The 23,281-nt window shown below is 73.3% G+C and carries 13 protein-coding genes; 12 read left to right on the plus strand and 1 reads right to left on the minus strand.

What is annotated here, in order from left to right:
• Positions 1–4: 4 nt before the first annotated feature.
• From DFQ13_RS17295 to DFQ13_RS17340, 11 genes are all read left to right on the plus strand, one after another.
• The gene (locus DFQ13_RS17295) at positions 5–5,050 is read left to right on the plus strand and encodes a non-ribosomal peptide synthetase (protein WP_110080502.1); all 5,046 of its coding nucleotides are present in this window, start codon (positions 5–7) and stop codon (positions 5,048–5,050) included.
• Entirely contained in the window at positions 5,047–9,462 is a 4,416-nt protein-coding gene (locus DFQ13_RS17300; protein WP_146241261.1) for a MupA/Atu3671 family FMN-dependent luciferase-like monooxygenase, read from the plus strand. Before DFQ13_RS17295 ends, DFQ13_RS17300 begins: the two co-directional genes overlap by 4 nt.
• Positions 9,462–11,939 carry a type I polyketide synthase gene (locus DFQ13_RS17305; protein ID WP_110080504.1) on the plus strand — a complete coding sequence of 826 codons (2,478 nt, stop codon included), beginning with the start codon at positions 9,462–9,464 and terminating at the stop codon, positions 11,937–11,939. Before DFQ13_RS17300 ends, DFQ13_RS17305 begins: the two co-directional genes overlap by 1 nt.
• The gene (locus DFQ13_RS17310) at positions 11,912–12,766 is read left to right on the plus strand and encodes a 3-hydroxyacyl-CoA dehydrogenase family protein (RefSeq protein ID WP_035278328.1); all 855 of its coding nucleotides are present in this window, start codon (positions 11,912–11,914) and stop codon (positions 12,764–12,766) included. Before DFQ13_RS17305 ends, DFQ13_RS17310 begins: the two co-directional genes overlap by 28 nt.
• The gene (locus DFQ13_RS17315; protein WP_035278330.1) at positions 12,763–13,059 is read left to right on the plus strand and encodes an acyl carrier protein; all 297 of its coding nucleotides are present in this window, start codon (positions 12,763–12,765) and stop codon (positions 13,057–13,059) included. The genes DFQ13_RS17310 and DFQ13_RS17315 overlap by 4 nt, the downstream gene beginning before the upstream one ends.
• Positions 13,052–14,179 carry an acyl-CoA dehydrogenase family protein gene (locus tag DFQ13_RS17320; protein WP_110080505.1) on the plus strand — a complete coding sequence of 376 codons (1,128 nt, stop codon included), beginning with the start codon at positions 13,052–13,054 and terminating at the stop codon, positions 14,177–14,179. Before DFQ13_RS17315 ends, DFQ13_RS17320 begins: the two co-directional genes overlap by 8 nt.
• Positions 14,180–14,195: 16 nt before the next feature.
• Complete coding sequence (locus DFQ13_RS17325; protein ID WP_110080506.1) at positions 14,196–15,284, plus strand: HAD-IIIC family phosphatase; 1,089 nt, start codon at positions 14,196–14,198, stop codon at positions 15,282–15,284.
• Between the two features lie 437 nt (positions 15,285–15,721).
• Positions 15,722–15,892, plus strand: coding sequence for a hypothetical protein (locus tag DFQ13_RS33890; protein ID WP_181400015.1), 171 nt, complete (start codon positions 15,722–15,724; stop codon positions 15,890–15,892).
• 44 nt (positions 15,893–15,936) lie between these two features.
• The gene (locus DFQ13_RS17330; RefSeq protein WP_146241262.1) at positions 15,937–17,517 is read left to right on the plus strand and encodes a helix-turn-helix transcriptional regulator; all 1,581 of its coding nucleotides are present in this window, start codon (positions 15,937–15,939) and stop codon (positions 17,515–17,517) included.
• Positions 17,514–18,329 carry a class I SAM-dependent methyltransferase gene (locus DFQ13_RS17335; RefSeq protein ID WP_200873286.1) on the plus strand — a complete coding sequence of 272 codons (816 nt, stop codon included), beginning with the start codon at positions 17,514–17,516 and terminating at the stop codon, positions 18,327–18,329. Before DFQ13_RS17330 ends, DFQ13_RS17335 begins: the two co-directional genes overlap by 4 nt.
• 7 nt (positions 18,330–18,336) lie before the next feature.
• Positions 18,337–18,999, plus strand: coding sequence for an O-methyltransferase (locus tag DFQ13_RS17340; protein WP_110080508.1), 663 nt, complete (start codon positions 18,337–18,339; stop codon positions 18,997–18,999).
• 198 nt (positions 19,000–19,197) lie between these two features.
• Here DFQ13_RS17340 and DFQ13_RS17345 read toward each other — a convergent pair whose 3' ends face one another.
• On the minus strand, positions 19,198–20,022 hold the full coding sequence (locus tag DFQ13_RS17345) for a DUF72 domain-containing protein (protein WP_110080509.1): 825 nt from the start codon (positions 20,020–20,022) through the stop codon (positions 19,198–19,200).
• A 350-nt stretch (positions 20,023–20,372) separates the two neighbouring features.
• On the opposite strand from DFQ13_RS17345, the gene DFQ13_RS17350 reads away from it, so the two are divergent.
• Positions 20,373–22,535, plus strand: coding sequence for an ATP-binding protein (locus DFQ13_RS17350; RefSeq protein WP_233438450.1), 2,163 nt, complete (start codon positions 20,373–20,375; stop codon positions 22,533–22,535).
• Positions 22,536–23,281 lie beyond the last annotated feature (746 nt).

Here is a 23,281-nt window from a genome sequence, read left to right on the forward strand (position 1 = left end):
CGAGATGGTGCTCGATGACTTCCACACCCAGGTGACCGAGGCGCCGGACGCCCTCGCGGTGCAGGACGGCGACCTGCTGCTGACCTACCGCGATCTCGCCGCGCACGCCTCCGCCCTCGCGACCAGGCTCACCGACCGGGGGGTGGGCCCGGAGAGCGTCGTGGCCGTCTACGCCAACCGGTCCGCCGAGCTGGTGGTCGCCGAACTGGCCACCCTGTTGGCGGGCGCGGCTTTCCTGCCGCTGGACCCCGCCCACCCGGCCGCGCGCATCCGCCAACTGCTGGAGCTCTCCGGCGCCGCCGCGGTGCTCAGCACCGAGGCGCTGGTGTCCGGCGGCGCACCGCTCGGCGACGACGTCCTGGTGGTCGACCTGACCGGGGAACCGGGTGGGGCGGCCTTCCCCGCACCGCCCACACCGGACGCCGCCGCGCTGGCGTACGTGATCTACACGTCGGGTTCCACCGGCAGGCCGAAGGGTGTCGCGGTGACCCACGGGGGTCTCGCGAACCTGATGCGCTGGCACCACAGGACCTACGGCACGCGCCGCACGGACAGGTCCACCCTGCTGGCCAGCCCCGGGTTCGACGTGTCCATCCAGGACATCTGGTTCACCCTGACCGCCGGTGCCGCGCTGGTGATACCGCCCGCCGAGGTGCGCACCTCCCCGCCGGAGCTGGCCACCTGGCTCGCCGACGAGCAGATCACCGTGACCTTCCTGCCCACACCGCTGGCCGAGGCCGTCCTCGACGAGACCTGGCCCGCGCACACCGCGCTCCGGTTCCTGCACACCGGCGGCTCGGCGATGCAGCGCGGTGTGCCGGACGGGTTGCCGTTCACCGTGGTCAACCTCTACGGGCCCACCGAGGCCACGGTGAAGGTGACGGCCTGCGAGGTGCTGCCGGGCGGGCCCGTGCCGCCGCCGATCGGCGTGCCGGTCGACGGCGTGCGCTGCCACGTCCTCGACGGGCTCGACCCGGTGCCCGACGGCGAGGCGGGCGAGATGTGCCTGGCGGGCGACTGCGTGGCGCGCGGGTACCTGGGCGACCCGGCGGCCACGGCGGCGGCGTTCGTGCCGGACGTCACCGCCCCCGGGCAGCGGATGTACCGGACCGGGGACAAGGTCCGCCGGGGGCCCGACGGGGTCTTCGAGTACATCGGCCGGTACGACGACCAGGCCAAGGTCCGCGGGTTCCGGATCGAACCCGGCGAGATCGCCACGGTCCTCAAGGGGCACCCGGCGGTCCACGACGCCTTCGTGGTGGTCGAGCGCTCCGGTCGCCCGGACGCGCGCCTGGTCGCCTACGTGGTCTCCGCCGTCGCGCCCGCCGAGCTGGTCGAGTTCGTCGCGGCCCGGCTGCCCGCGTACATGGTGCCCGCCGCGACCGTCGCGCTGCCCGCGCTGCCGCTGACCCCCAACGGCAAGGTCGACCGGCACGCGCTGCCCGCGCCCGACCGGGCCGCGGCGGGCCTGGACGACGCGGCCGTGTCGCCGCGCACCCCGACCGAGGTCGCGGTGGCCGGGATCGTGGCCGAGTTGCTCGGCACCGCGGAGGTCGGCGTGCACGACGACTTCTTCGCCCTGGGCGGGAACTCGTTGCTCGTCGGGCGCCTGGCGGTCCCGCTCGCGACCGAGCTGAACGCCGCGGTGAGCGTGGCGGAACTGTTCAACGCGCGCACCGTGGCGAGCCTCGCGGCCATCGTCGACGAGCGTGTCGCCGCGGCCGGGGGCGGCGAACCCGTCTCCCCGCTGATCGCGCCGATCCCGCCGCCGCTGCGCCGGGTCCCCAGGGACCGGCCCATCCCGCTGTCGCTGCCGCAGGAACGGGTCTTCTTCTTCGAGCAGCTCTCGCCGGGCAACCTGGCCTACAACTTCCAGGCCACGGTGTCGTTGCGGGGCAAGGTGGACGTCGGCGCCCTGCGCTCGGCGCTGGACGAGATCGTTCGCAGGCACGAGATCCTGCGGACCGCCTACGTCGCGGTCGACGGGGTGGGGTACCAGCGGCCGGTGGCGGAGGCCAAGGCGTCGCTGAAGGTGCTCGACGTCCCGGCCGCGGACGCCGACGAGGTCGTCGCCGCGCACCTGCGCGAGCCGTTCGACCTGGGCAACCCACCGCTGGCCCGCTGGGTGCTGCTGCGGCACGAGGACGACCAGAACACCTTCCTGCACGTGGAGCACCACTTCGTCCACGACGGCTGGTCGCTGTCGGTGTTCCTGTCCGAGTTGCGCGTCCTCTACCCGGCCTTCGTCGCCGGGCTGCCCTCGCCGCTGCCGGAGTTGCCCGTCCAGTACGCGGACTACGCGTTCTGGCAGCGGGACTGGATGCGCGGCGAGGTGCTGCGGGCGCACGTCGAGCACTGGACCGCCCGGCTGGCGGGCGCGCCGGACACGCTGGAGCTGCCCGCCGACCGGCCGCGGCCGCCGGTGATCTCCTTCCGCGGCCGGGCGCCGCGCATCCTGTTCCCGACCGAGCTGTCGCGGGCGTTGCGCGCCTTCAGCAGGCAGCACCGCGTGTCCCTGTTCGCCACCATGTACGCGGGCTTCGCGGCGCTGCTGCACCGCTACACCGGGCAGCGGGACATGCTCGTGGGGACCGGTGCGGCGAACCGGAACGTGCCCGAGCTGGAGCCGCTGCTCGGCATGCTCGTCAACACGTTGGTGCTGCGCACGGAGGTGGCGCCCGACCAGCGGTTCAGCGACCTGCTCGAACAGGTGCGGCAGAGCGTGGCCGAGACCCTGGCCTGGTCGGACACCCCGGTCGACGCGGTGATCGACGCGATCGAGCCCACCCGCGACCCCTCGCGCACCCCGCTGTTCCAGGTCATGTTCAGCTTCCACGACTCCGCGGTGCCCGACATCGACTTCGGCGGGCTCACCGGTCGGGTCACCGAGCGCTCGAACCGCTCGGCCAAGTCCGACCTCAACGTGATCGTGATCCCGCGCGCCGAGCAGCGCCTCGGCCGGGCGGCCAGTCCCGAGGACGACGACCTGGCCATGATCTGGGAGCACTCGTCGGACCTGTTCGACGAGGACACCATGACGCGGATGGTCACGCACTACCTGACCCTGCTCGCCGACGCGGTGGCCAGGCCGGACACGCGGGTGGGGGCACTGCGCCTGCTCCCGGACGCGGAGGCCGACCAGCTCGACACCTGGTCCCGCGGTCCCGCGGTGGCGGGCACCGAACCGGTGGTGGAGCTGATCGCCCGGCAGGCGCGGACGCGGCCGGACGCCGTCGCGGTGAGCTGGTCGGAGGGGCAGCTCACCTACGGCGACCTGTGGCGGCGCGCGGGCGGGCTGGCCGACGAGCTGCGGGAGGCGGGCATCGCCGCCGAGGAACCGGTGGCGGTGTGCGCCGACCGCTCGGTGGAGCTGGTGGTCGGCGAGCTGGCCGTGCTCCTGGCCGGTGGGTGCTACCTGCCCGTCGACCCGAGCTACCCGGCCGAGCGGATCACGTTCATGCTGCGGGACGCGGGCGTGCGCAAGGTCCTCGCCACGCTCCAGACGCAGTTGCAGTTGCCCGCGCCCGACAGCAGCTTCCGGGTGTTCGACCTGGGCGCCCCCGTCGCCGACGGCCCGGTCGACGCCGGTGACCCGGTGGCCCCGGACCGGCTGGCGTACCTCATCTACACGTCGGGGTCGACCGGCAGGCCCAAGGGCGTCGCCCTGTCCCACCGGGGGCTGGCGAACCTGGTCGGCTGGCACGTGGGCGAGTACGGGCTGGGTCCGGCGGACCGGACCGCGCTGTTCGCCAGCCCCGGGTTCGACGCGTCGACGTGGGAGATCTGGCCCACCCTGGCGGCCGGTGCCACGCTGTGCGTCGTCCCGCCGAAGCTCCGGGCGGCGCCCGCGGAACTGGTGCGCTGGATCGGCGCCGAGCGGATCACCACGACGTTCCTGCCCACCCCCGTCGCCGCGGCCGTGCTGACCGAGCCGTGGCCCGCCGACACCGCCCTGCGCGCCCTGCTGACCGGCGGCGACGCGTTGCCCGCGGCGCCGCCGGAGGGACTGCCGTTCCGGCTGTTCAACCACTACGGGCCGACGGAGAACACCGTGGTGGCCACGGCGGGCCCCGTCCCGCCGGGGTCGGCCGGGCCCCGACCGCCGATCGGCAGGCCGATCGCGGGCGTCGACGCGCACGTGCTGGACGCCGAGGGCAGGCGGGTCCCCACCGGTGTCCGGGGCGAGCTGCACCTCGGCGGCACGGCGGTGGCCCGCGGCTACGTGGACGACCCCGAGCTGACCGCGGCGAGGTTCCCCGCCGACCCGTCCGCCGCCCACCCGGGTGCCCGCCTGTACCGCACCGGTGACCTGGTCCGCTGGCTGCCCGACGGGCAGTTGGAGTTCCTCGGCCGGGCGGACGAGCAGGTGAAGATCCGCGGGTTCCGGATCGAGCCCGAGGAGGTGGCGGCGACGCTGCGGGAACACCCGCAGGTGCGCGACGCCGTGGTCATCGCCCGCGCGCCCGAGGCGGGGGCCGAGACGCGGCTCATCGCCTACGCCCAGAGCGGCACCGCCGCCGCCGAGGACCTGCCCGGGTTCCTGCGCGAACGCCTGCCCGCGTACATGGTGCCGGACGAGGTCGTGGTGCTCCCCACCCTGCCGCTCACCGAACACGGCAAGGTGGACCACGGCGCGCTGGCCGCGCTGGCGCCGCCCGCCCCGGACGTCCCCGAGGCCGAGCAGCTTCCCCGGACGGCGACGGAGGAACGCGTCGCGCAGCTCGCCTCCGCGCTGCTGCGCGGCAGGCGGGTGGGGCGCGACGACGACTTCTTCCGCGTCGGCGGCCACTCGCTGCTGGCGGCCCGACTGGTCGCCCAGGTGAACGACGCCTTCGGGGTCGCGGTGCCGATCGCCCTGTTCCTCCAGCGGCCCACCGTGGCCAACCTGGCGGACGCGGTGGCGGTCGCGACGGCGGGACCCGCGACGGGTCCGATCAGGCCGAGCAGCCGCCGCGCGGCCGCGCGGCTGCTGTCCGAGCTCGACCAGCTCAGCGACGAGAGAGTCGAGTCGCTCCTGCGCGACGCGGAAGGAACCGAGGTGCAGCAGTGAGCAGAGCTGTCGAAATGGAGGCCGAGGAGCGGCGGGCGCTGCTCGCCGAGCTGCTGCGGCGCAGGTCCGAACAGGACAGCGCGGTCCCGCTGTCGTACGCGCAGCGGCGGCTGTGGTTCCTCGACCAGTTGCAGCCGGGCAGCGCGGTCTACAACGTCCCGCTCGGCTACGACATCACCGGCCCGGTGCACGTCGGGGCGCTGGAACGGGCGTTGACCGAGGTGGTGCGGCGGCAGGAGGTCCTGCGCACGGCCTTCCGGTCGACCGGCGGCACGCCGCACCAGGTGGTGCTGCCGCCGGAGCCGGTGACCATCCCCGTCGTCGACCTGACCGCGCCCGGCCGGTCGGCCGACGAGGTGGCGCGCCTGGCCGACGAGGAGGCGGGTGCCCCGTTCGACCTGGTGGCGGGTCGGACCATCCGGGCCCGCCTGCTGCGCCTGGCCGAGCAGCGGCACCGCCTGCTGATCACCGTGCACCACCTCGCCTGCGACGCCTTCTCCGTGGGGGTGCTGGGCGAGGAGCTCGCGGTCCAGTACCGGGCCGCCCTGACCGGCCTGCCGCCGGGGGAGCCGGACCTGCCCATGCAGTACGCCGACTTCGCCGAGTGGCAGGACAGCGCGCTGGCCGGGCCCGAGCTGGACCGGCTGCTGGCGTACTGGAAGAACAGGCTGGTGGGTATGCCCACCCGGCACCTGCCCACCGACCACCCCCGCCCGCCGGTGCAGAGCTACCGGGGCGCCGCGCACACCTTCGAGCTGCCCGCGGACGCGGTCCAGCGGTTGGAGGAGCTGAGCAGGGCGGAGGGGGTGACCCTCTTCAGCGTCCTGCTCGCCGCCTTCGCGGTGCTGCTGCGGGCGCACGTCGGCGAGGACGAGGTCGTGGTCGGCACCCCGGTGTCCGGCCGGGAACGGCCCGAGCTGGCCGGGCTGATCGGGTTCTTCACCAACACCCTGGTGCTGCGCTGCGACCTCGCGGCGGGCCCCACGTTCCGGCAGCTCGTCCAGCGGCTGTGGACCGAGGTCCGGGGCGCGCTGGCGCACCAGGACCTGCCGTTCGAGAAGCTCGTCGAGGAACTGCACCCCGACCGCGACCTCGCCCAGAACCCGTTGTTCCAGGTGCTGTTCAGCTACCGGTACGAGGAGGAGGGCGCGGGGCTGTCCCTGGACGGCTGCGGGGTGCGCCAGGTGCTGGGCGACACCGGCACGGCGCGGTTCGACCTCACGCTGAGCCTCGCGCGCACCCCGGCCGGTGTCACGGGCAGGGTGGAGTACAGCACGGACCTGTTCGAGGCCGCGACCGCCGAGCGCATCGCCGCGCGGTACGCGCGGGTGGTGACCGCCGCCGCGCAGGACCCGGACCGGCCCGTCGACCGGTTGGCCGCGCTGCCCGAGGACGAGCTGGCCACCCTGTCCGCCTGGCAGGTCGGCCCCCGGGCCGAGGTGGCCGAGGTCCTGGTGCACCGGGTGCTGGAGCGGCGGGCGGCCGCGACGCCCGACGCGGTCGCCGTGGTGGCCGCCGACGCCACCCTGACCTACCGCGAACTCGACGAGCGCGCCGAACTGCTCGCCCGCCAGTTGCGCCACCTCGGCGTGGCGGCGGACGAGCCGGTCGGCGTCCACCTCGGCCGAGGTTCCCTCCTGGTGGTCGCCCTGCTGGGCATCCTCAAGGCGGGTGCGGCGTACCTGCCGCTGGACCCCGGCTACCCGCGCGACCGGCTGGCGTTCATGGTCGGCGACGCCGGGGTGCGGCTGGTCGTGGCGGACGAGCGGTGGGCCGCCGCCGCCGGGCGGTTGGGCGCCGACCGGGTCGTGGTGCCCGACCCGACCGGGGTGCCGGACGTCGAGCCGGTGGCGGTCACGGCCGAGAACCTGGCGTACGTGATCTACACGTCCGGGTCCACCGGGCGGCCGAAGGGTGTCATGGTCACCCACCGGAACGCGGTCAACCTGTTCGCCGGGATGACCGAGGCCTTCGGTGCCGACGAGCCCGGCACCTGGCTCGCGGTGACCAGCGTGTCCTTCGACATCTCCGTGGTCGAGCTGCTGTGGGCGCTGGCGCACGGCCACCGGGTCGTGCTGCGCGGCGAGCCCCCCCGGGCGTCGGCCGCGCCCGCCGCCGGGTCGGCCGCGACCGACGCGGCCCGCACCCGTCCGATCGACTTCAGCCTGTTCTACTTCGGCAACGACTCGGAGGCGAACTCGGGCGACCGGTACCGGCTGCTGCTCGAGGGCGCGAAGTTCGCCGACCGCAACGGTTTCACGGCCGTGTGGACCCCCGAGCGGCACTTCCACCGGTTCGGCGGGCTGTACCCGAACCCGTCGGTGGTGGCCGCCGCCGTCGCCGCCATCACCGAACGGGTCCAGGTGCGCGGGGGCAGCGTGGTGATGCCGTTGCACGACCCGCTGCGGGTCGCCGAGGAGTGGTCCGTCGTGGACAACCTGTCGGCGGGGCGGGTCGGCATCTCGCTGGCGTCGGGCTGGAACGCCAACGACTTCGCCCTCGCCCCGGACCGGTTCGACAAGCGCAAGCAGTTGATGATGGACGGCCTCGCCGAGGTCCGCGGGCTCTGGCGGGGCGAGAAGGTGTCGCGCCGCAACGGGGTCGACGCCGAGGTCGAGGTCGGCGTGTTCCCCCGGCCCGTCCAGCAGGCGCTGCCGGTGTGGCTGACCAGCGCCAAGCACCCGGAGACCTTCCGGATGGCGGGTGAGGCGGGCACCGGTGTGCTCACCCACCTGCTCGGGCACAACCTGGAGGAACTGGCCGAGAAGATCGAGCTGTACCGGCGGACCTGGCGCGAACACGGGCACGGACCCGGCGACGGCCACGTGGCGGTCATGGTCCACACGTTCGTCGGCACCGACGTCGACGAGGTGCGGGAACTGGTCCGGGAGCCGCTGAGCCGGTACCTGGAGTCCTCCTTCGACCTGATCGCCTCGTTCGGCGCCACCACCGCCAGCGCCCAGGACTTCAAGTCGCTGGCCCCCCGGGAACTGCGCGAGCTGGTCGACCGGGCGTTCGACCGGTTCTTCGCCACCGCCAGCCTGCTCGGCACACCGCAGGTCTGCGCTGACATGGTGGATCGGATGAAGGCCGTCGGCGTCGACGAGGTCGCCTGCCTGGTCGACTTCGGGGTCGACGAGCAGGCCGCGCTCGACGCGCTGACCCACCTCACCACCGTCCGGGAGATCACCGACGAGCGCCGGGCCGCCGCGCTGGCGGAGGCCGACGAGCAGCCGATCGCCGGACAACTGCGCGACCACGGCGTGACGCACCTGCAGTGCACCCCGTCGCTGGCCCGCCTCCTGCTCACCGATCGGGACGCGCGGGCCGAACTGCCCCGGCTGCGCAGGCTGCTGGTGGGCGGCGAGGCGCTGCCCGCCGACCTGGCCCGCGTGCTCGACGACGCAGTGGGCGGCACCGTGCACAACATGTACGGGCCGACCGAGGCAACGGTGTGGGCGACGACGGCCAGGGTCGAGCCGGGGGGCCCGGTGTCCATCGGGCGACCGCTGGCGAACGCGCGGGCCTACGTGGTCGACCGCGGGATGCGGCTGTGCCCGGTGGGCGTGCCCGGCGAGCTGCTGCTCGGCGGCGGTGGTGTGGCCCGCGGCTACCTCGACCGCCCCGGGACGACGGCCGAGCGCTTCCAGCCCGACCCGTTCGACCCGGCGCCGGGCGCGCGGGTCTACCGGACGGGCGACCTGGCCCGCTGGGCACCCGACGGCGGCCTGGAGTTCCTCGGCAGGCTCGACGACCAGGTGAAGCTGCACGGCCACCGGATCGAGCTCGGCGAGGTCGAGACCGCGCTCGCCGAGCACCCGGACGTCCGCTCGGCGGTCGCGGTCATCCGGGGCGCGGGCGCCGAGCAGCGGATCGCCTGCCACTTCGTCCCGGCCGCCGGTCGCACCCCGACCGGTCCCGAGCTGCGCGCCTTCCTCACCACGCGGTTGCCCGCCTACATGGTGCCCGGCGCGTTCCACCCCATCGACGCGGTGCCGCTGACCCCCAACGGGAAGGTCGACCGCAGGGCGCTGCCCGAGGCACCGGGCGCGCGGCCGCAGAGCGCGTCGGCGTACGCGCCGCCGACGACCGCGACCGAGCGCCTGGTCGCCGACGTGTGGCAGGACGTCCTCGGCGTGGACGAGGTGGGCGTGGACGACAGCTTCTTCGACCTCGGCGGGAACTCGCTGCTCGTGGTGGTGGCCAGGGCCCGGCTGCTCGAACACCGCGAAGGCGGGCTCTCGCTGGTGGACATGTTCCGGTACCCGTCCGTGCGGGCACTGGCCGAAGCCATGGACCGCGAGCCGGACGAGAGGTCCGACGAGGCGGCAGGCGCGGGTGCCGCGCGGGGAGCGGCCCGCCGCGCCGCCGGGCGCGGTGCCGCGCGGCGCAGCACGAGGACGGGGGAGTGATGGCGGACGGCATGGACGGCGGCACGGAGCCGATCGCGGTGGTCGGCCTCGCCGGGCGGTTGCCCGGCGCCGCCGACATCGACGAGTTCTGGCGCAACCAGCGCGACGGCGTCGAGTCGGTGACCAGGTTCAGCGCGCGGGAGCTGGTCGACGCCGGGTGGCCCGCGGAGATGGTGGCCCACCCCGACTACGTGCCCGCGGCCGCGGTCGTCCGCGACGGCGACCGGTTCGACGCGGAGTTCTTCGGCTACACCGCGCAGCAGGCGGAGATCAGCGACCCGCAGCAGCGGACCTTCGTCGAGTGCGTGTGGCACGCGCTGGAGGACACCGGGCACGACCCGTCGCGGTTCGACGGCGCCGTCGGCGTCTACGGGGGGTGCTTCGCCAACAAGTACCTGCCGCTGAACCTCCTGGCGAACGAGCGGTTCCGGCGGTCGATGGCGGCCTTCTCCGCGCGCCCGTACAACGACAAGGACTTCCTCGCCACCCGGGCGGCGTACCTGTGCAACCTGCGCGGTCCCGCGATGACCGTGCAGACCGCGTGCTCCACCTCGCTCGTCGCCATCCACCTCGCGTGCCAGGCGCTGCTCGGCCACGAGTGCGACATGGCCCTGGCGGGCGCGGTGGCCCTGCCCATCCCGTTGATCGGCGGCTACCCGGTGGTCGCGGGCAGCATCTTCGCCCGCGACGGGCACTGCAGGCCGTTCGACGCCGCCGCGGGCGGGACCATCCCCGGGTACGGCGTCGCGGTCGTGGCGCTGCGCAGGTTGAGCGACGCGATCGCCGACTCCGACAACATCCGCGCGGTGATCCTGGGCACGGCGGTCAACAACGACGGTTCGACGAAGTTCGGCTTCAGCGCGCCGAACATGCAGGCGCAGGCCGAGGTGATCGCCACCGCGCACGCGGTCGCGGGCGTGCCGTCGGAGACCATCGGCTACGTCGAGGCGCACGGCACCGGCACCCCGCTCGGCGACCCGATCGAGGTGGCCGGGCTCACCAAGGCCTTCAATACCCGTGAACGCGGCTTCTGCGCGCTCGGCTCGGCCAAGGCCAACATCGGGCACCTGGACGCCGCCGCCGGGGTGGCGGGCTTCGCCAGGGCGGTGCTGGCCCTGGAGCACGGCGAGATCCCGCCGAGCATCAACTTCTCCACGCCCAACCCGGCGCTGGTGCTGGAGCGCACCCCGTTCTACGTGCCGACCACCGCCCGCCCCTGGACCAGGGGCGCGGCGCCGCGCCGGGCGGGCGTCAGCGCCTTCGGGGTCGGCGGCACCAACGCGCACGTGGTGCTCGAGGAGGCGCCCGCGCCCCGCCCCGCCGCGCCCCGCGCACGCGGACCGCAGTTGATCGTGCTGTCCGCGCGCACCGGCAAGGCACTGGCGGACGCGGCCGACAACCTCGCGGGCCACCTGGACCGGCACGACGACGTGGACGTCGCCGACGTCGCCCACACCCTGCAGGTGGGCCGGTCCGGGTTCGCGCGCCGCGGGCACCTGGTGTGCGGCGACCGCGCCGAGGCGGTCGCCGCGCTCCGGGAACTGGCGCGGACCGCGGACGCGGGCGGCGGGGTGAACGCCCGGCAGGTGGTCTTCATGTTCCCCGGCAGCGCCTCGCACCGCCCGGGCGCCGCCGCGGACGTCCACCGCGACGAACCGGTCTTCGCCGAGCAGGTGGACCGCTGCGCCGAACTGCTCCGGCCGCGGCTCGGGTACGACGTCCGCCCGCTGCTCTTCCCGCCCACCGGGGGTGATCGCGGCGCGGACGACCCGCGCGGTGTGGCCGCGGCGGTCTTCAGCCTGCAGTGGGCCCTCGCGCGGCTGTGGCAGTCGTGGGGCGTCGAACCCGCCGCGATGATCGGCCGGGGCGACGGCGAGTACGTGGCGGCCTGCCTGGCGGGCGTGGTCGACCTGGCCGACGCACTCGACGCCGCGGTCGCCAGGGCGGAGGTCGGCGCGGGTGCGGCGGGGTTCGCCGACCGGGTGGCGGGCTACGAGCCCAAGCCGCCGCAGGTGCCCTACATCTCCGGTGTGACCGGCACCTGGATCGGCCCGGAGGAGGCCGTGGAGCCCGCCCACTGGGTCCGCCACCTGCACGAGCCGACCCGCTTCGACGACGGCCTGCGGGAGCTGGCCCGCCAACCCGGCCGGATTCTGCTGGAGGTGGGGCCGGGCAGCGCGCTGACCGAGGTCGTCGCCCGGCAGGGGCCCGCACAGTTGGTGGCCGTGCCCTCGCTGCCGCCCGGGGGCGGGGACCGGTCCGACCGGGCCCACCTGCTCGACGCCGTCGGCAGGCTGTGGCAGTCCACGGTGGACATCGACTGGGCCGCCCTGCACGGGACGTCGCGACCGCGGCGGGTGTCCCTGCCGGGCTACCCGTTCCAGCGGCGCCGGTACTGGATCGGACCCGACGCCGGGAGCTACGAGCCACTGGGTCTGGAGGAGACGTCATGGACAAGCCACTCATTTCCATCGTAGGCGCCGGTGTCATGGGCACCGGGATCTCGACGCTCGTCGTCGGGCACGGGTTGCCCGTCGTCCTGGTCGACGTGGACGAGGGCGTGCTGGACCGCGCCCGCGCGGCGATCACCACCGGGCTGCGGCACGCGCGGTTGACGGGGGCGCTGCCCGCCGGGTGCCCCCCGGCGGAACTGCGCACGGCGCTGTCGCTGGACGACGCGTCGGGGGCGACGGCGGTCATCGAGGCGGTCACCGAACACCCCGACCGCAAGCGGGAGGTGCTCGCGGGCATCTCGTCGCTGGTCCGGCCAGGGACCCCGGTCATCTCCAACACCTCCGGCATCCCCATCGACGAGATGGCCGACTGGGTGGACCGCCCGGGTGAGCTCATCGGCACGCACTTCATGAACCCCGCGTACCTGATCTCCATGGTCGAGGTGATCCGCGGGCCGCGCACCGCGGACGGGACCGTCGAGTCGGTCCTCGGGCTGCTGGCCCGGATCGGCAGGCGGGCGGTGGTGGTCCGGGACGCGCCCGGGTTCGTCACCAGCAGGCTCCTGCACCCGATGATCAACGACGCCGCGCAGGTGGTCAGCGCGGGCACCGCCACCGTCGAGGACGTGGACACCCTGATGCAGGGCTGCCTCGGCCACCCCACGGGTCCGCTGCGCACCGCGGACCTGATCGGCATCGACAACCTCGTCGACGCCCTGCGGGCGCTGCACGCCCGCACGGGCGACGAGCGGTGCCGACCCAGCGAGCTGCTGCTGGACAAGGTCCGGCGGGGCGAACTCGGCCGAAAGAGCGGTCGGGGCTTCTACGTCTACAGTGAGGCACAGAGATGATCCCGGAACAGCAGACCGACAGGGCGCCCCTCAACACGGACGTCGTCATCGACGAGATCACCCGGTTCGTGGCCGAGCAGACCAGGACCACCCCGGACGCGGACCAGGACCTGTTCGCCACCGGGCTCGCCAACTCCATGTTCGCCATGCAGCTCGTCGTGTTCCTGGAACAGGCCTTCGCCGTGACGGTCGCCGGACCGGACCTGCAGCTCTTCAACTTCTCGACGGTCAAGAGCATGGCCACGCTCGTCGGCAGGCTCCAGGCGGAGTCCGCCGCCGACGGCGATGTCTGACGGGCCCACCCACGAGGACGCGGACACCTGGCGGTCCGTCCGGGACAACGCCGGTTCGTGGGACCTCGCGGGCGAGATCCCACGAACCGTCCTCAGTGGACTGGGCGCCGCCGGGGTCCTCTGCGCGGAGGTGCAGAAGCAGTACGGCGGACTCGGCATGGGCAGCCTGGAGAGCGGGGCGCTCACCGCCCGCGTCGGCAGCCTGTGCAGTTCGCTGCGCAGCGTGATGACCTCGCAGGGCATGGCGGCGTGGACCATCCACCGCATGGGCACCCGCGAGCAGCGGGCCGCGTTCCTGCCGCAGCTCACCGGGGGGCGGCTCGCGGCCGTCGCCTTCAGCGAGCCGGAGGCGGGCAGCGACCTCGACGCGATGGGCACCGAGGTGCGGTTCGTCGACGACGCGGTGGTCGTCGACGGCAGCAAGACGTGGATCACCGCCGCCGCCTACGCCGACCTGATCGTCGTCGTCGGGAAGGTGGGCGACAACGCGGCGGCGGTGGTGGTGCCGACGGACACCGAGGGCGTCACGGTCGAGAAGGTCCCGCACCCGCTGGGCTGCCGCGCCGCCGGGCACGCGTGCGTCCGGCTCGACGGCGTGCGCCTGCCCGCCGCGAACGTCCTCGGCGGCTCCGGGCAGTCGTTGCCGTTCCTGATCACGACGGCACTGGCCTACGGCCGGATGTCGGTGGCGTGGGGCTGCGTCGGAATCCTGCGCGGCTGCCTCGACGCGGTGACCCGGCACGCGAGGTCGCGCAGGCAGTTCGGCAAACCGATCGCCGAACACCAGCTCGTGGCCCGCATGGTCGCCGAGATCTACGCCGCGGAGCGGGTCGCCACCGCGGTGTGCGGGCACGCGGGCGAGTGCTGGGAGTCGGGTTCGCCGGAGGTCGTGATCGCCACCGTGCTGGCCAAGCACGTGAGCGCGACCCAGGCCGTGCGCGGGGCCGCGTCCGCCGTGCAGGTCATGGCGTCGGCGGGCGCCTCGGACGGGCACGTGGTCGCCCGCGCCTACCGGGACGCGAAGCTGATGGAGATCATCGAGGGCAGCAGCGAGATCTGCCAGCTCGAGCTGGCCAGGCACGCCCTGGCGACCGCGAACACCACAGACCGGCAACCGTGAGCCCCGAGGGGGAGTTGTGACCGATCCGGTGACCACCGTCAAGTGCGTCGTCTGGGACCTGGACAACACGCTGTGGAAGGGCGTCCTGCTCGAGGACGGCGACGTGGTCCTCAACGAGCACGTCCTCGACACCATCACCGCCCTCGACGCCCGCGGCGTCCTGCAGGCCGTCGCCAGCAAGAACGACCACGAACCCGCCTGGCAGCGCCTGGAGGAGCTGGGCGTCGCCGAGTACTTCGTGGCGGCCAGGATCGGGTGGGGCCCGAAGTCGGCGTCGGTGCGGGCGATCGCCGACGAGCTGGAGTTCGCCCTCACCACCATCGCCTTCGTCGACGACCAGCCCGCGGAACGCGCCGAGGTGGCCTTCCACCTGCCGCAGGTGCGTTGCCACCCGGCCGAGGCGATCCCCGAGCTGCTGTCGCTGCCCGAGTACAACCCGCCCACGGTGACGGTCGACTCGCGCCGCCGCCGCCAGTCCTACCAGGCGAACGCACGGCGCCGGGCTGAGCAGGAGTCGTTCGACGGGCCGTCGGAGGAGTTCCTGCGCTCGCTGGACCTGGTGATGGAGATCAACCGCGCCACCACCGACGACCTGTCCAGGATGGAGGAGTTGACCCTGCGCACCAGCCAGATGAACGCGACCGGTGTGCACTACTCCGACGCGGACCTGCGCGCACTCCTGGACGACGCCCGGCACGAGGTCCTCGCGGTGACGATGGGCGACCGCTTCGGCCCGCACGGCGCGGTCGGCGTCGCGCTCCTGGAAACCGGTCCGGCGGTGTGGCACCTGAAGCTGCTGGCCACCTCCTGCCGGGTCGTGTCCTTCGGCGCGGGCGCCACCGTGCTGAACTGGTTGATCAGCGAGGCGGCGGCGGCGGGCGCCCACCTGGTCGCCGACTTCCGGCCGACCGCGCGCAACCGGATCATGGAGGTCGCGTACCGGTTCACCGGGTTCACCGAGGAGCACTGCGCCTGCCTCGGTGAACTGCGGCGGGCGGACGACGGGGAAACGCAACGACTGCACATCACGCCCGCACCGAGGCCCGCCCCCGACACGCTGCGCCTCACCGCCGTCCGGCTGGGCCGTGTTCCGGATGCGGTGTAGCCGGATTTCGGGGTGGCCGGGTGGCGCAGGGAAAAGAATGCCGCCCATATCGGGAAACCACTCGTTCCCAGAAGTGTGCGCGCCCGGCACAACACGACGCGCGAAGGCGCTGTTTTCGCGGGCGAACACAACGCGGTACGGCATACGGCGTCGGTTGGGGGGCCGCATGGCGGATATCCAGGTATCGCGATTGCCGACTATGATCAGGATCGGCGCTTGGCCGGAAAATTCCCTCGCCGCCACAGGTGGGTGCTCGGCGATCGGAAGGCGGCGCGGCGATTCCCCGGGTGGTTCCTCGGTCCCCCCTTCGGTGACCGGGGTGTGACGACTGGGGCCGCGAGGCGCGAATCCGCCTTGCGCGGTCCGAGGGGACGGCAAGCCCAGAACGAAGGCTTCTCATCTTGCGGCACGGAGGGGGTTCTATGTCGTGCGGTTCAGTGACCGACGTCAAGCGGGTGGACCGGGTTGATGGCGTGCCCATCGGCAACAACACCGCCACGTTCCTCGCGGACGAATTGTCACAACGCCGATCCGGTTCCGCCGCGACGGCAGGCCCGCGTACTCGGCAGACGTCGATCGCGCACTTATCGACCGGACGGGAATTGTGATCGGGGGTTTGGAGTTCGGCGGCGCCCCGTCGTCCCGTTCAGCCGTGGCCACCGGTTCAGCACCCCCGGGGGACTCGGGGGGCGGTGGCGTCGACACGGCGCCGCGGAGGGGTCGGCTGTTCCCCGGGGAACAGCGCCTGCCCGCCCCGTCGGACCTGGGCCTGGCAGGCGCACCGGCGACGTCGACGCCCCACCCCCGGGGGAGCGGCTCGACCGACGTGGTCGCGGCCGAGGTGTTGGTGCGGCGGGGCCTGTACCAGGACGCGGGCGCGGTGCTGCCCCGCCAACCACCGGACAACGCCCCGGTGGCGCGCCGCACCCGTTGGGCGGTGACCGCGGCGGCCATCCACTACTGGGGAGCGGGTGACGTCGAGGCCGCGTGCCGGGTGCTGGGCGACGTCGGCGGTCCGGTGGCCGAGGGGCACCGCGCGGGTTTCCTGCTGCTGGACGGCTGTCCCCGCGCGGCGCTGGCCGCGGGCGAGAAGGTCCTGTGCGACCGGCGGGTGCCCGACGAGGCGATCCCGCCCGCGGTGACCACCGTGGTCGTCGCCGCCAGCCTCGTCGGTCGGTTCGACCGGGCCATGGCGGCCATCGACCGGGCGCGACCGGCCCGGCTCGGGTTCGCCGAGCTCGACTACGTCCACTGCTTCGCGCTGCTGGTGGCGGGCCGGGTGCAGCAGGCGCGCCGGATGGCCGAGGACGGGCACCGCGACGCGGTGGCCGCCGGGAACGTCGCGGCGGCCGCGGGCTGGCTGACGCTGCGCGGCCAGGTCGCCAAGGCGCGCGGCGACCTGGCCACCGCGATCGTCGACCTGAAGACCGCTTCGCGCCTGCTCGAGGGCTACGGCATGCGCCTCGTGCTGGCGCAGTGCCTGGCCGACCTCGCCGCGGCCCGCGCCGTGTTCGGCGACCGGGACGGGGCGCGGCAGACCCTGCGGCTCACCGCCGACTGGGCACCCGCGAGCCGCCTGTTCACCCCGTGGTTCACCCTGAGCCAGGCGTGGAGCACGGCCGCGGGCGGGGACACCACCCTCGCGGCCAGGCAGGCGGGCGCCGCGGCCGACCGCGCCATGGCCTCGGGCCAGTACGCCGTCGAGGCCGTGGCCCGCTACGACGTGGCCCGCCTCGGCAACCCCAACGCCGCGCAACACCGCCTCGCCGCGCTCGCGGGCGTGGTGCAGGGCCCGGTCGTGCCCGCCATGGCCGACGCCGCGGCCGCGCTGGCCCGCTCCGCCCCCGGGGCCCTGGACGCCGCCACGGCGAGGTTCACCGAACTCGGGATGGACCTGCTCGCCACGGAGACCGCCACCGCCTCGGACGCGCTGCGCCGCGCCGCGGCTCCCCCCGGGGCAGCCGCGTGCCCGGACGCGACGACGCCGCTGCTGCGGCTCACCGCCCCGCTGGTCGAGCTCACCGGCCGCGAGCGCGACGTCGCGCTGCTGGCCGCGGGCGGGCTCACCAGCCCCACCATCGGCCACCGGCTGCGGCTGTCCGCCCGCACCGTCGACAACTACCTGAGCCGCGCCTACCAGAAGCTCGGGGTGACCAGCCGCCGCGACCTGGCCCCGCTGGTCATCGGCGGCCAGCCACCACCACCGATCCACGCCAGAGGAGAACACCGATGACCGCCATGAGCGACCTCGACAAGATCACGGCCAACCAGGAGGGCTTCAACCTGCGGGCGCGGGCGCACCTGAATTCCTCGTACTACGACGTGGAGAGGTTCAAGCAGGGCCACAACATGCTGCGCAAGCTGGAGCAGGAGGAACTGGGCGACGTCCGCGGCCGGTCCCTGCTGGAGTTGCAGTGCCACATCGGTGTCAACTCGATGTCGCTGGCCCGCATGGGCGCGCGGGTGACCGGGACCGACATCTCCGACGAGGCGATCGACATCGCCCGCGGCCTCGCCGAGGACCTCGACGTCGACGCCAAGTTCGTCCAGGCCAACCTCTACGACCTGCCCACGGTGCTCGACGGCGAGTTCGACATGGTGTTCACCGGCTACGGCACCCTCTCGTTCCTGCCGGACATCCCCCGCTGGGCCGAGGTGGTGGCGCGGTTCCTCAAGCCCGGCGGCACCGTCACGATCGTGGAGATCCACCCGATCCTCAACCTCTTCGACGTCGCCGACGGGCAACTGCGGGTCGTCCGCTCCCTGTTCCAGTCCCGACAGGTCCACCACGAGATGGACAAGAGCTACGCGGACAGGATCGCCGACGAGGTGGAGGTGGAGAAGCACTCCATCTACGGCTGGCGGTGGACCGTGGAGGAGGTGGTGAACGCCCTCATCGGCGCGGGCCTGACCATCGAACGCCTCCGCGAGGTCCCGTACGACGCGCGCCAGCGGCTCCCGCTGATGGAGCCCGACGGCGACCACAACTGGCGAATCCCGGGTGACCCGATCCCGCTGTCGTTCGCCTGCGTCGCCAGGAAGTGAGCCGCGCATGGCAGCCCAGATAGTCGCGACGGAGGAGATCCGCGAGTACGTCCGAGCCGTGTCCCTGCGCGAAGACCCGCTCCTGGCCGAGCTCAGGGAGGTGACCGCGGGGCTGCCGGGCGGCTCGGCCCTGCAGGTGATGGCCGAGGAGGGGCAGTTGCTGGCGCTCCTGGTGGGCCTGTCCGGCGCCGGGTCGGTGCTGGAGATCGGCACCTTCACCGGCTACAGCACGCTGTGCATGGCCCGCGCCCTCCCCCCGGGCGGGGTGCTCGTCACCCTGGACGTGGACGGCCGCTGGCCCGCGATCGGCACCGACTACTGGGAACGGGCAGGAGTCGCCGACCGCATCGAAGTCCGCATCGGCGACGCCACCCGAACCCTCACCACCCTCACCGAAGAACGGGGCCCCGCCAGTTTCGACTTCATCTTCATCGACGCCGACAAGACCAACTACGGCGCGTACTACGAGGCAGCACTCGCACTGGCCCGACCGAACGCGTTGATCGTCATAGACAACACGCTCTTCTTCGGCCGCGTGGCGGACCCGTCCAACCAGGACCCGGACACCACAGCGATCCGCGCGCTCAACGCGTCACTGCGCGAAGACCCGCGGGTGGACGTCTCACTGCTCACAGTGGCCGACGGGATCACGCTCGTCCGCAAGAAGTAGCCGCCAGGCCGCGTTCCAGGTGTGGTGGTTCCCGGAATGGCACGAGGTCTCCGGTATTCGGGTCGCAACCGGAATACCGGAGACCTCGTGCCCAGCGCACGTCCTCCGGGTGCGGTCCCCGCGCACGGCGAGCGTCGAGGCCCCCGCACCTGTGCTGGTCCGCGCCTGCCCCTGTGGTCCGCTCTGCCGCGCCACCACTCAGAACAGGGTCGCGGGCTCAACGGGCTCGGGCTCGGGCAGCGCGTCGAGCCCGGGCACGAGCGCCCGCACGTCGTCGTGGAACCGACGGGCGAGCGCGGGCGCGTCGTCGTTGTCGGGGGTATGCAGGAAAACCGTCGGCGACCGACCCTCGCGCAGCCACTCGGCGACCACCCCGGCCCACGGCCGCCACCCCGCGACCGTCTCCTCGACCGAGTCCCGCCCCAGGTACCGGACGACCGGCTGATCGGTCAGCGCCCGCGTCCGCCGAGGCAGCCGCGGCTTCCTGGCCCAAGCCTCCTGCTCGGCCTCACTGGTCGGCGGACTCTGGAAGAAAACCGTGGTGTCGAACGGCACCCACTCGGCACCCGCGCCCGCGAGCACCCCCTCCAGCAGCGACGTCGAACCCGCGTCGCCGAAGAACACGGGGTGGCGCACCTCCACGGCCCGCCTGAGATCGGCGGGAAGCCTGCGCAGAAACCGACCGAGGACATCGACGTCCGAGGGCCCGAACGAGCCGGGCAACTGGGTCCACAGGACCGCCCGCTCCCCGAGGGGTTCGATCGCGTCCAGGAACGCCCGCATCTCAGCCTCGACCCCGACCAGTCGGCGCTCGTGCGTGACGACCTTGGGCAACTTGACCACGAACCGGAAGCCCGCACTGGTCTGCTGCGCCCAGGTCTCGACGGTCTTCCGAGCGGGGGTCGCGTAGAAGGTGGTGTTGCCCTCAACGGCGTTGCACCACCCCGCATAGGCCCGCAGGCGCTCCTTGGCGGGCAGCGACTGCGGCAGGAACCGCCCGGCCCACGCCTTGTGGGTCCACATCGCGCAGCCGACGTGAAGACGTGCCACTCCGTCAACTCCCCTCAAAAGTGAGTGGAGACAGCTTGCCACCAGCTCGGTGGTGGCCGAACACCCGCTCTTGCCACGGAGGCCGGAACGCGGGAAGTGTCAACCGATCAGGAAAGTCCGGTCGGCTCCTCAACCGCCTCCGATCTGTTCCCGGGGCAGCGCGCCGTTCGGCGCTCAGCTCCGCTTCCCCCGGTCGGGCTGAGGTTTCCATGACGGGCTTCGTGACCAATCTGGCCGTGTTTGCATTCTTTTGGTATCCGAGCCACGTGCCGGGTTTCTCTCGTATCGTGGTCATCCAGGCGCCGGCGGCCGGGGGGCATGCGATGACGGGGCACGATCGGTTCGGCGAGGTCGGTGGGGACGCGCCCGAGGTGGGACCGCCCCTGGTGGCTCGCGAGGTGCGGAACGCGGTGTCAGGCCAGGCGGACTCGGTGGTCCAGGCCGCTTCGATCGGCGCCGTCACGATCAATCCCCCCGCCGACGGGCTGCGGCCGGTGCCGCAGCAGTTGCCCGCGGCGCCATCCGGGTTCGTCGGCCGTGCCGGGGAACTCGCCGAGTTGAGCGTGGTGGCGGACCGGGCTGCGGCGGGGATCGTCGTCGTCTCGGCGCTGGGCGGGTCAGGTGGCATCGGCAAGACCTGGCTGGCCTTGCAGTGGGCGCACACCCACCGCGACCGGTTCCCGGACGGGCAGTTGTTCGTCGACCTGCAGGGATTCTCCCCCGCGGGTCGGCCGATGCCGCCCGCCGTGGCGGTCCGGGGGTTCCTCGACGCCCTGGGCGTCGACACGGCCCGCGTCCCCGCCGATCTGCACGCCCAGGTCGCCCTCTACCGAAGCCTGGTCGCGGGCCGCCGAATGCTGATCATCCTCGACAACGCGGCCGCCACCGACCAGGTGCTCCCACTCCTCCCCGGCGACACCGGTTGCACCCTGCTGGTGACCAGTCGACGCCGCCTGCCCGGTCTGGTCACGGCGCACGGCGCCAACCCGATCCACCTCGACGTCCTCGCCCCGCCGGAGGCACGCGCGCTGCTCATCGGCGCGCTGGGGGCCGCCCGCGCCGCCGCCGACCCCGCGGCGGTCGACACCCTGCTCGACCTCTGCGCCGGGTTCCCCCTGGCGTTGGCCATCGTGGCCGCCCGCAGTCGAACCTCCCCCGAGCACTCCCTGCGCGCCCTGGCCTCGGAGTTGCGCGACACAGCCGCCGACCTGGACGCCTTCGACACCGGGGATTCCGGGGCCAGCCTCCCCGCGGTGCTGTCCTGGTCCCTGCACGCCCTCCAGCCCCGGCAACGCCAGGCGTTCGGGCTCCTGGGGGCAGCACCAGGACCTGACACCGGCCTGGCCGCCGCCGCGAGCCTCCTGGGCACGCCGTTGGCACAAGCCCGGCGAACGCTCACCGACCTGCAGGACGCATCCCTGCTGGACCGCGACTCCGACGGCCGCTGGCGGATGCACGACCTCGTGCGCGCCTACGCCACCCGCACCGCCCACGACCTACCGGAGCACACCCGTCAGGCAGCGCTGCAACGCGTGCTGGACCACTACACCCACACCGCCCACGCCGCCGACCGCCTCCTCTACCCCCACCGAGACCCACCCGGACTCGACCCACCCGTTCCCGGCGCCCACGCCCACCCACTGCCCGACGCCGCGGCGGCATCGGCCTGGTTCGACGGCGAACACGCGTGCCTGCTCGCCGCCCAGCGCACCGCCGACGCCCACCACCGGCACCACGGCGCCTGGCACCTGGCCTGGGCGCTGGACACCCACCACACCAGGCGCGGACACCGCCACGACCGACTCGCCGTCTGGCAAGCCGCAGCCCGCGCGGCCCCCGACCTCACCGCCCGCATCATCACCCACCGCTACCTCGGTGACGCCCACGCCGAACTCGGCCACCACGAGGCAGGCCTCAACCACCTGAACCAAGCCCTCACCCTCGCCCGACACCACCCCGACCCGACCCACCTGCCGCACACCCACTACGGCCTCTCCTGGGCCTGGCAACAGCAGGGCGACAACCACCGGGCCCTGCACCACGCCCACCGCGCCCTGGAGGCGTTCCAGGCCCTCGGCAAACCGGTGTGGGAAGCAGCAGCGCGCAACGCGGTCGCCTGGCACACCGCCCGCCTGGGCGACCACACCACCGCCCGAGCCCACGGCCAAGAGGCTCTCAACCTCATACGAAGGCACCACGACGCGAACACCGAGGCGGAAATCCACGACAACCTGGGCTACATCGACCACCAAACCGGCAACTCCCGCCAAGCCGTCGAGCACTACCAACACGCCCTCACCCTCTACCGAACCCTCGGCAACACCTACGAAACCGCCAACACCCTCAGCCGACTCGGCAGCTCCCAACTCACCCTCGGCCAACACCGACAAGCCCGCACCGCGTGGCAAGAAGCGGTCAAGCTCTACCAAGAACAAGGCCGAGACCCCGAAGCGACCCGACTACGACAACAGCTCCACGACCTGTGATCTGGTCGCGCCCACAGCACAAAGATGGCCGAGATGACGTCCGGTGTGGAACACGCTGAGAACCCCGCGTCGGGAGGGCCGCTGGCTGCACGTGCTCACTGGGCCGCGCACCGAAGTCTGGGGCGCCCGCTATCCGGCGGTCATCAGGTTGTGGAAAAACGCCTGGGCCGAGTTCGTCCCATTCCCGGCCTTCGACCTCGCCTTCGGCGGCCGCCTCGCCGTCGGACGCGAGTAATCCCCTTTCAACCCAGAGTTACACCGCTCGTTCGGCAGATTTTCCCGATATTGTCCCCAACCAGCCGGGCCCGGCGGACCTGCTCGGGATCGAGCTGGGTGCGGAGTTGCCAGTCCGGGTGTGCTGTGGTCTTGGCACCGGGGTTACCTCGACCACGTCCAAGCCGCGGTCGAGGGCCGCCATCGGTTCCGGGGCGCGTTCGCTCACCACTCGGGCCTGCATCCGCAACCGTAGGCGTCGATGTGGCTGCTGCCACCCTCGGCGTGCGACCAGCGCCGCGCGCCCGCCCTCCAGCATGGCCCCGCCCATGGGGTGAGCAGATAGGCGCCTGCGACGCCCGCGCCGAGCGCGGCGGTGAACTGCCTCCGGTTGGTGGTTATGGCTTTCCTGCACGGTTGTGCGGTCCAGGGGCGAACGTGTAGGGGTGGTTGCGGCTGGCAGTGGGCAGCGGGCCGGTGAACGCCTCGGCGTCCAACGCGATCCCGAGCTGCGCCGCCACCGCCGCCGCAGC

Source organism: Actinokineospora spheciospongiae, assembly GCF_003182415.1.
GTDB classification, from domain to species: Bacteria; Actinomycetota; Actinomycetes; order Mycobacteriales; family Pseudonocardiaceae; genus Actinokineospora; species Actinokineospora spheciospongiae.

Coding starts and splice junctions, on each gene's coding strand:
- DFQ13_RS17295 (WP_110080502.1), top strand. CDS start 5: ATGGTGCTCGATGACTTCCACACCCAGGTGACCGAGGCGCCGGACGCC.
- DFQ13_RS17305 (WP_110080504.1), top strand. CDS start 9,462: ATGGCGGACGGCATGGACGGCGGCACGGAGCCGATCGCGGTGGTCGGC.
- DFQ13_RS17310 (WP_035278328.1), top strand. CDS start 11,912: ATGGACAAGCCACTCATTTCCATCGTAGGCGCCGGTGTCATGGGCACC.
- DFQ13_RS17315 (WP_035278330.1), top strand. CDS start 12,763: ATGATCCCGGAACAGCAGACCGACAGGGCGCCCCTCAACACGGACGTC.
- DFQ13_RS17320 (WP_110080505.1), top strand. CDS start 13,052: ATGTCTGACGGGCCCACCCACGAGGACGCGGACACCTGGCGGTCCGTC.
- DFQ13_RS17335 (WP_200873286.1), top strand. CDS start 17,514: ATGACCGCCATGAGCGACCTCGACAAGATCACGGCCAACCAGGAGGGC.
- DFQ13_RS17340 (WP_110080508.1), top strand. CDS start 18,337: ATGGCAGCCCAGATAGTCGCGACGGAGGAGATCCGCGAGTACGTCCGA.
- DFQ13_RS17345 (WP_110080509.1), bottom strand. CDS start 20,022: ATGTGGACCCACAAGGCGTGGGCCGGGCGGTTCCTGCCGCAGTCGCTG.
- DFQ13_RS17350 (WP_233438450.1), top strand. CDS start 20,373: ATGACGGGGCACGATCGGTTCGGCGAGGTCGGTGGGGACGCGCCCGAG.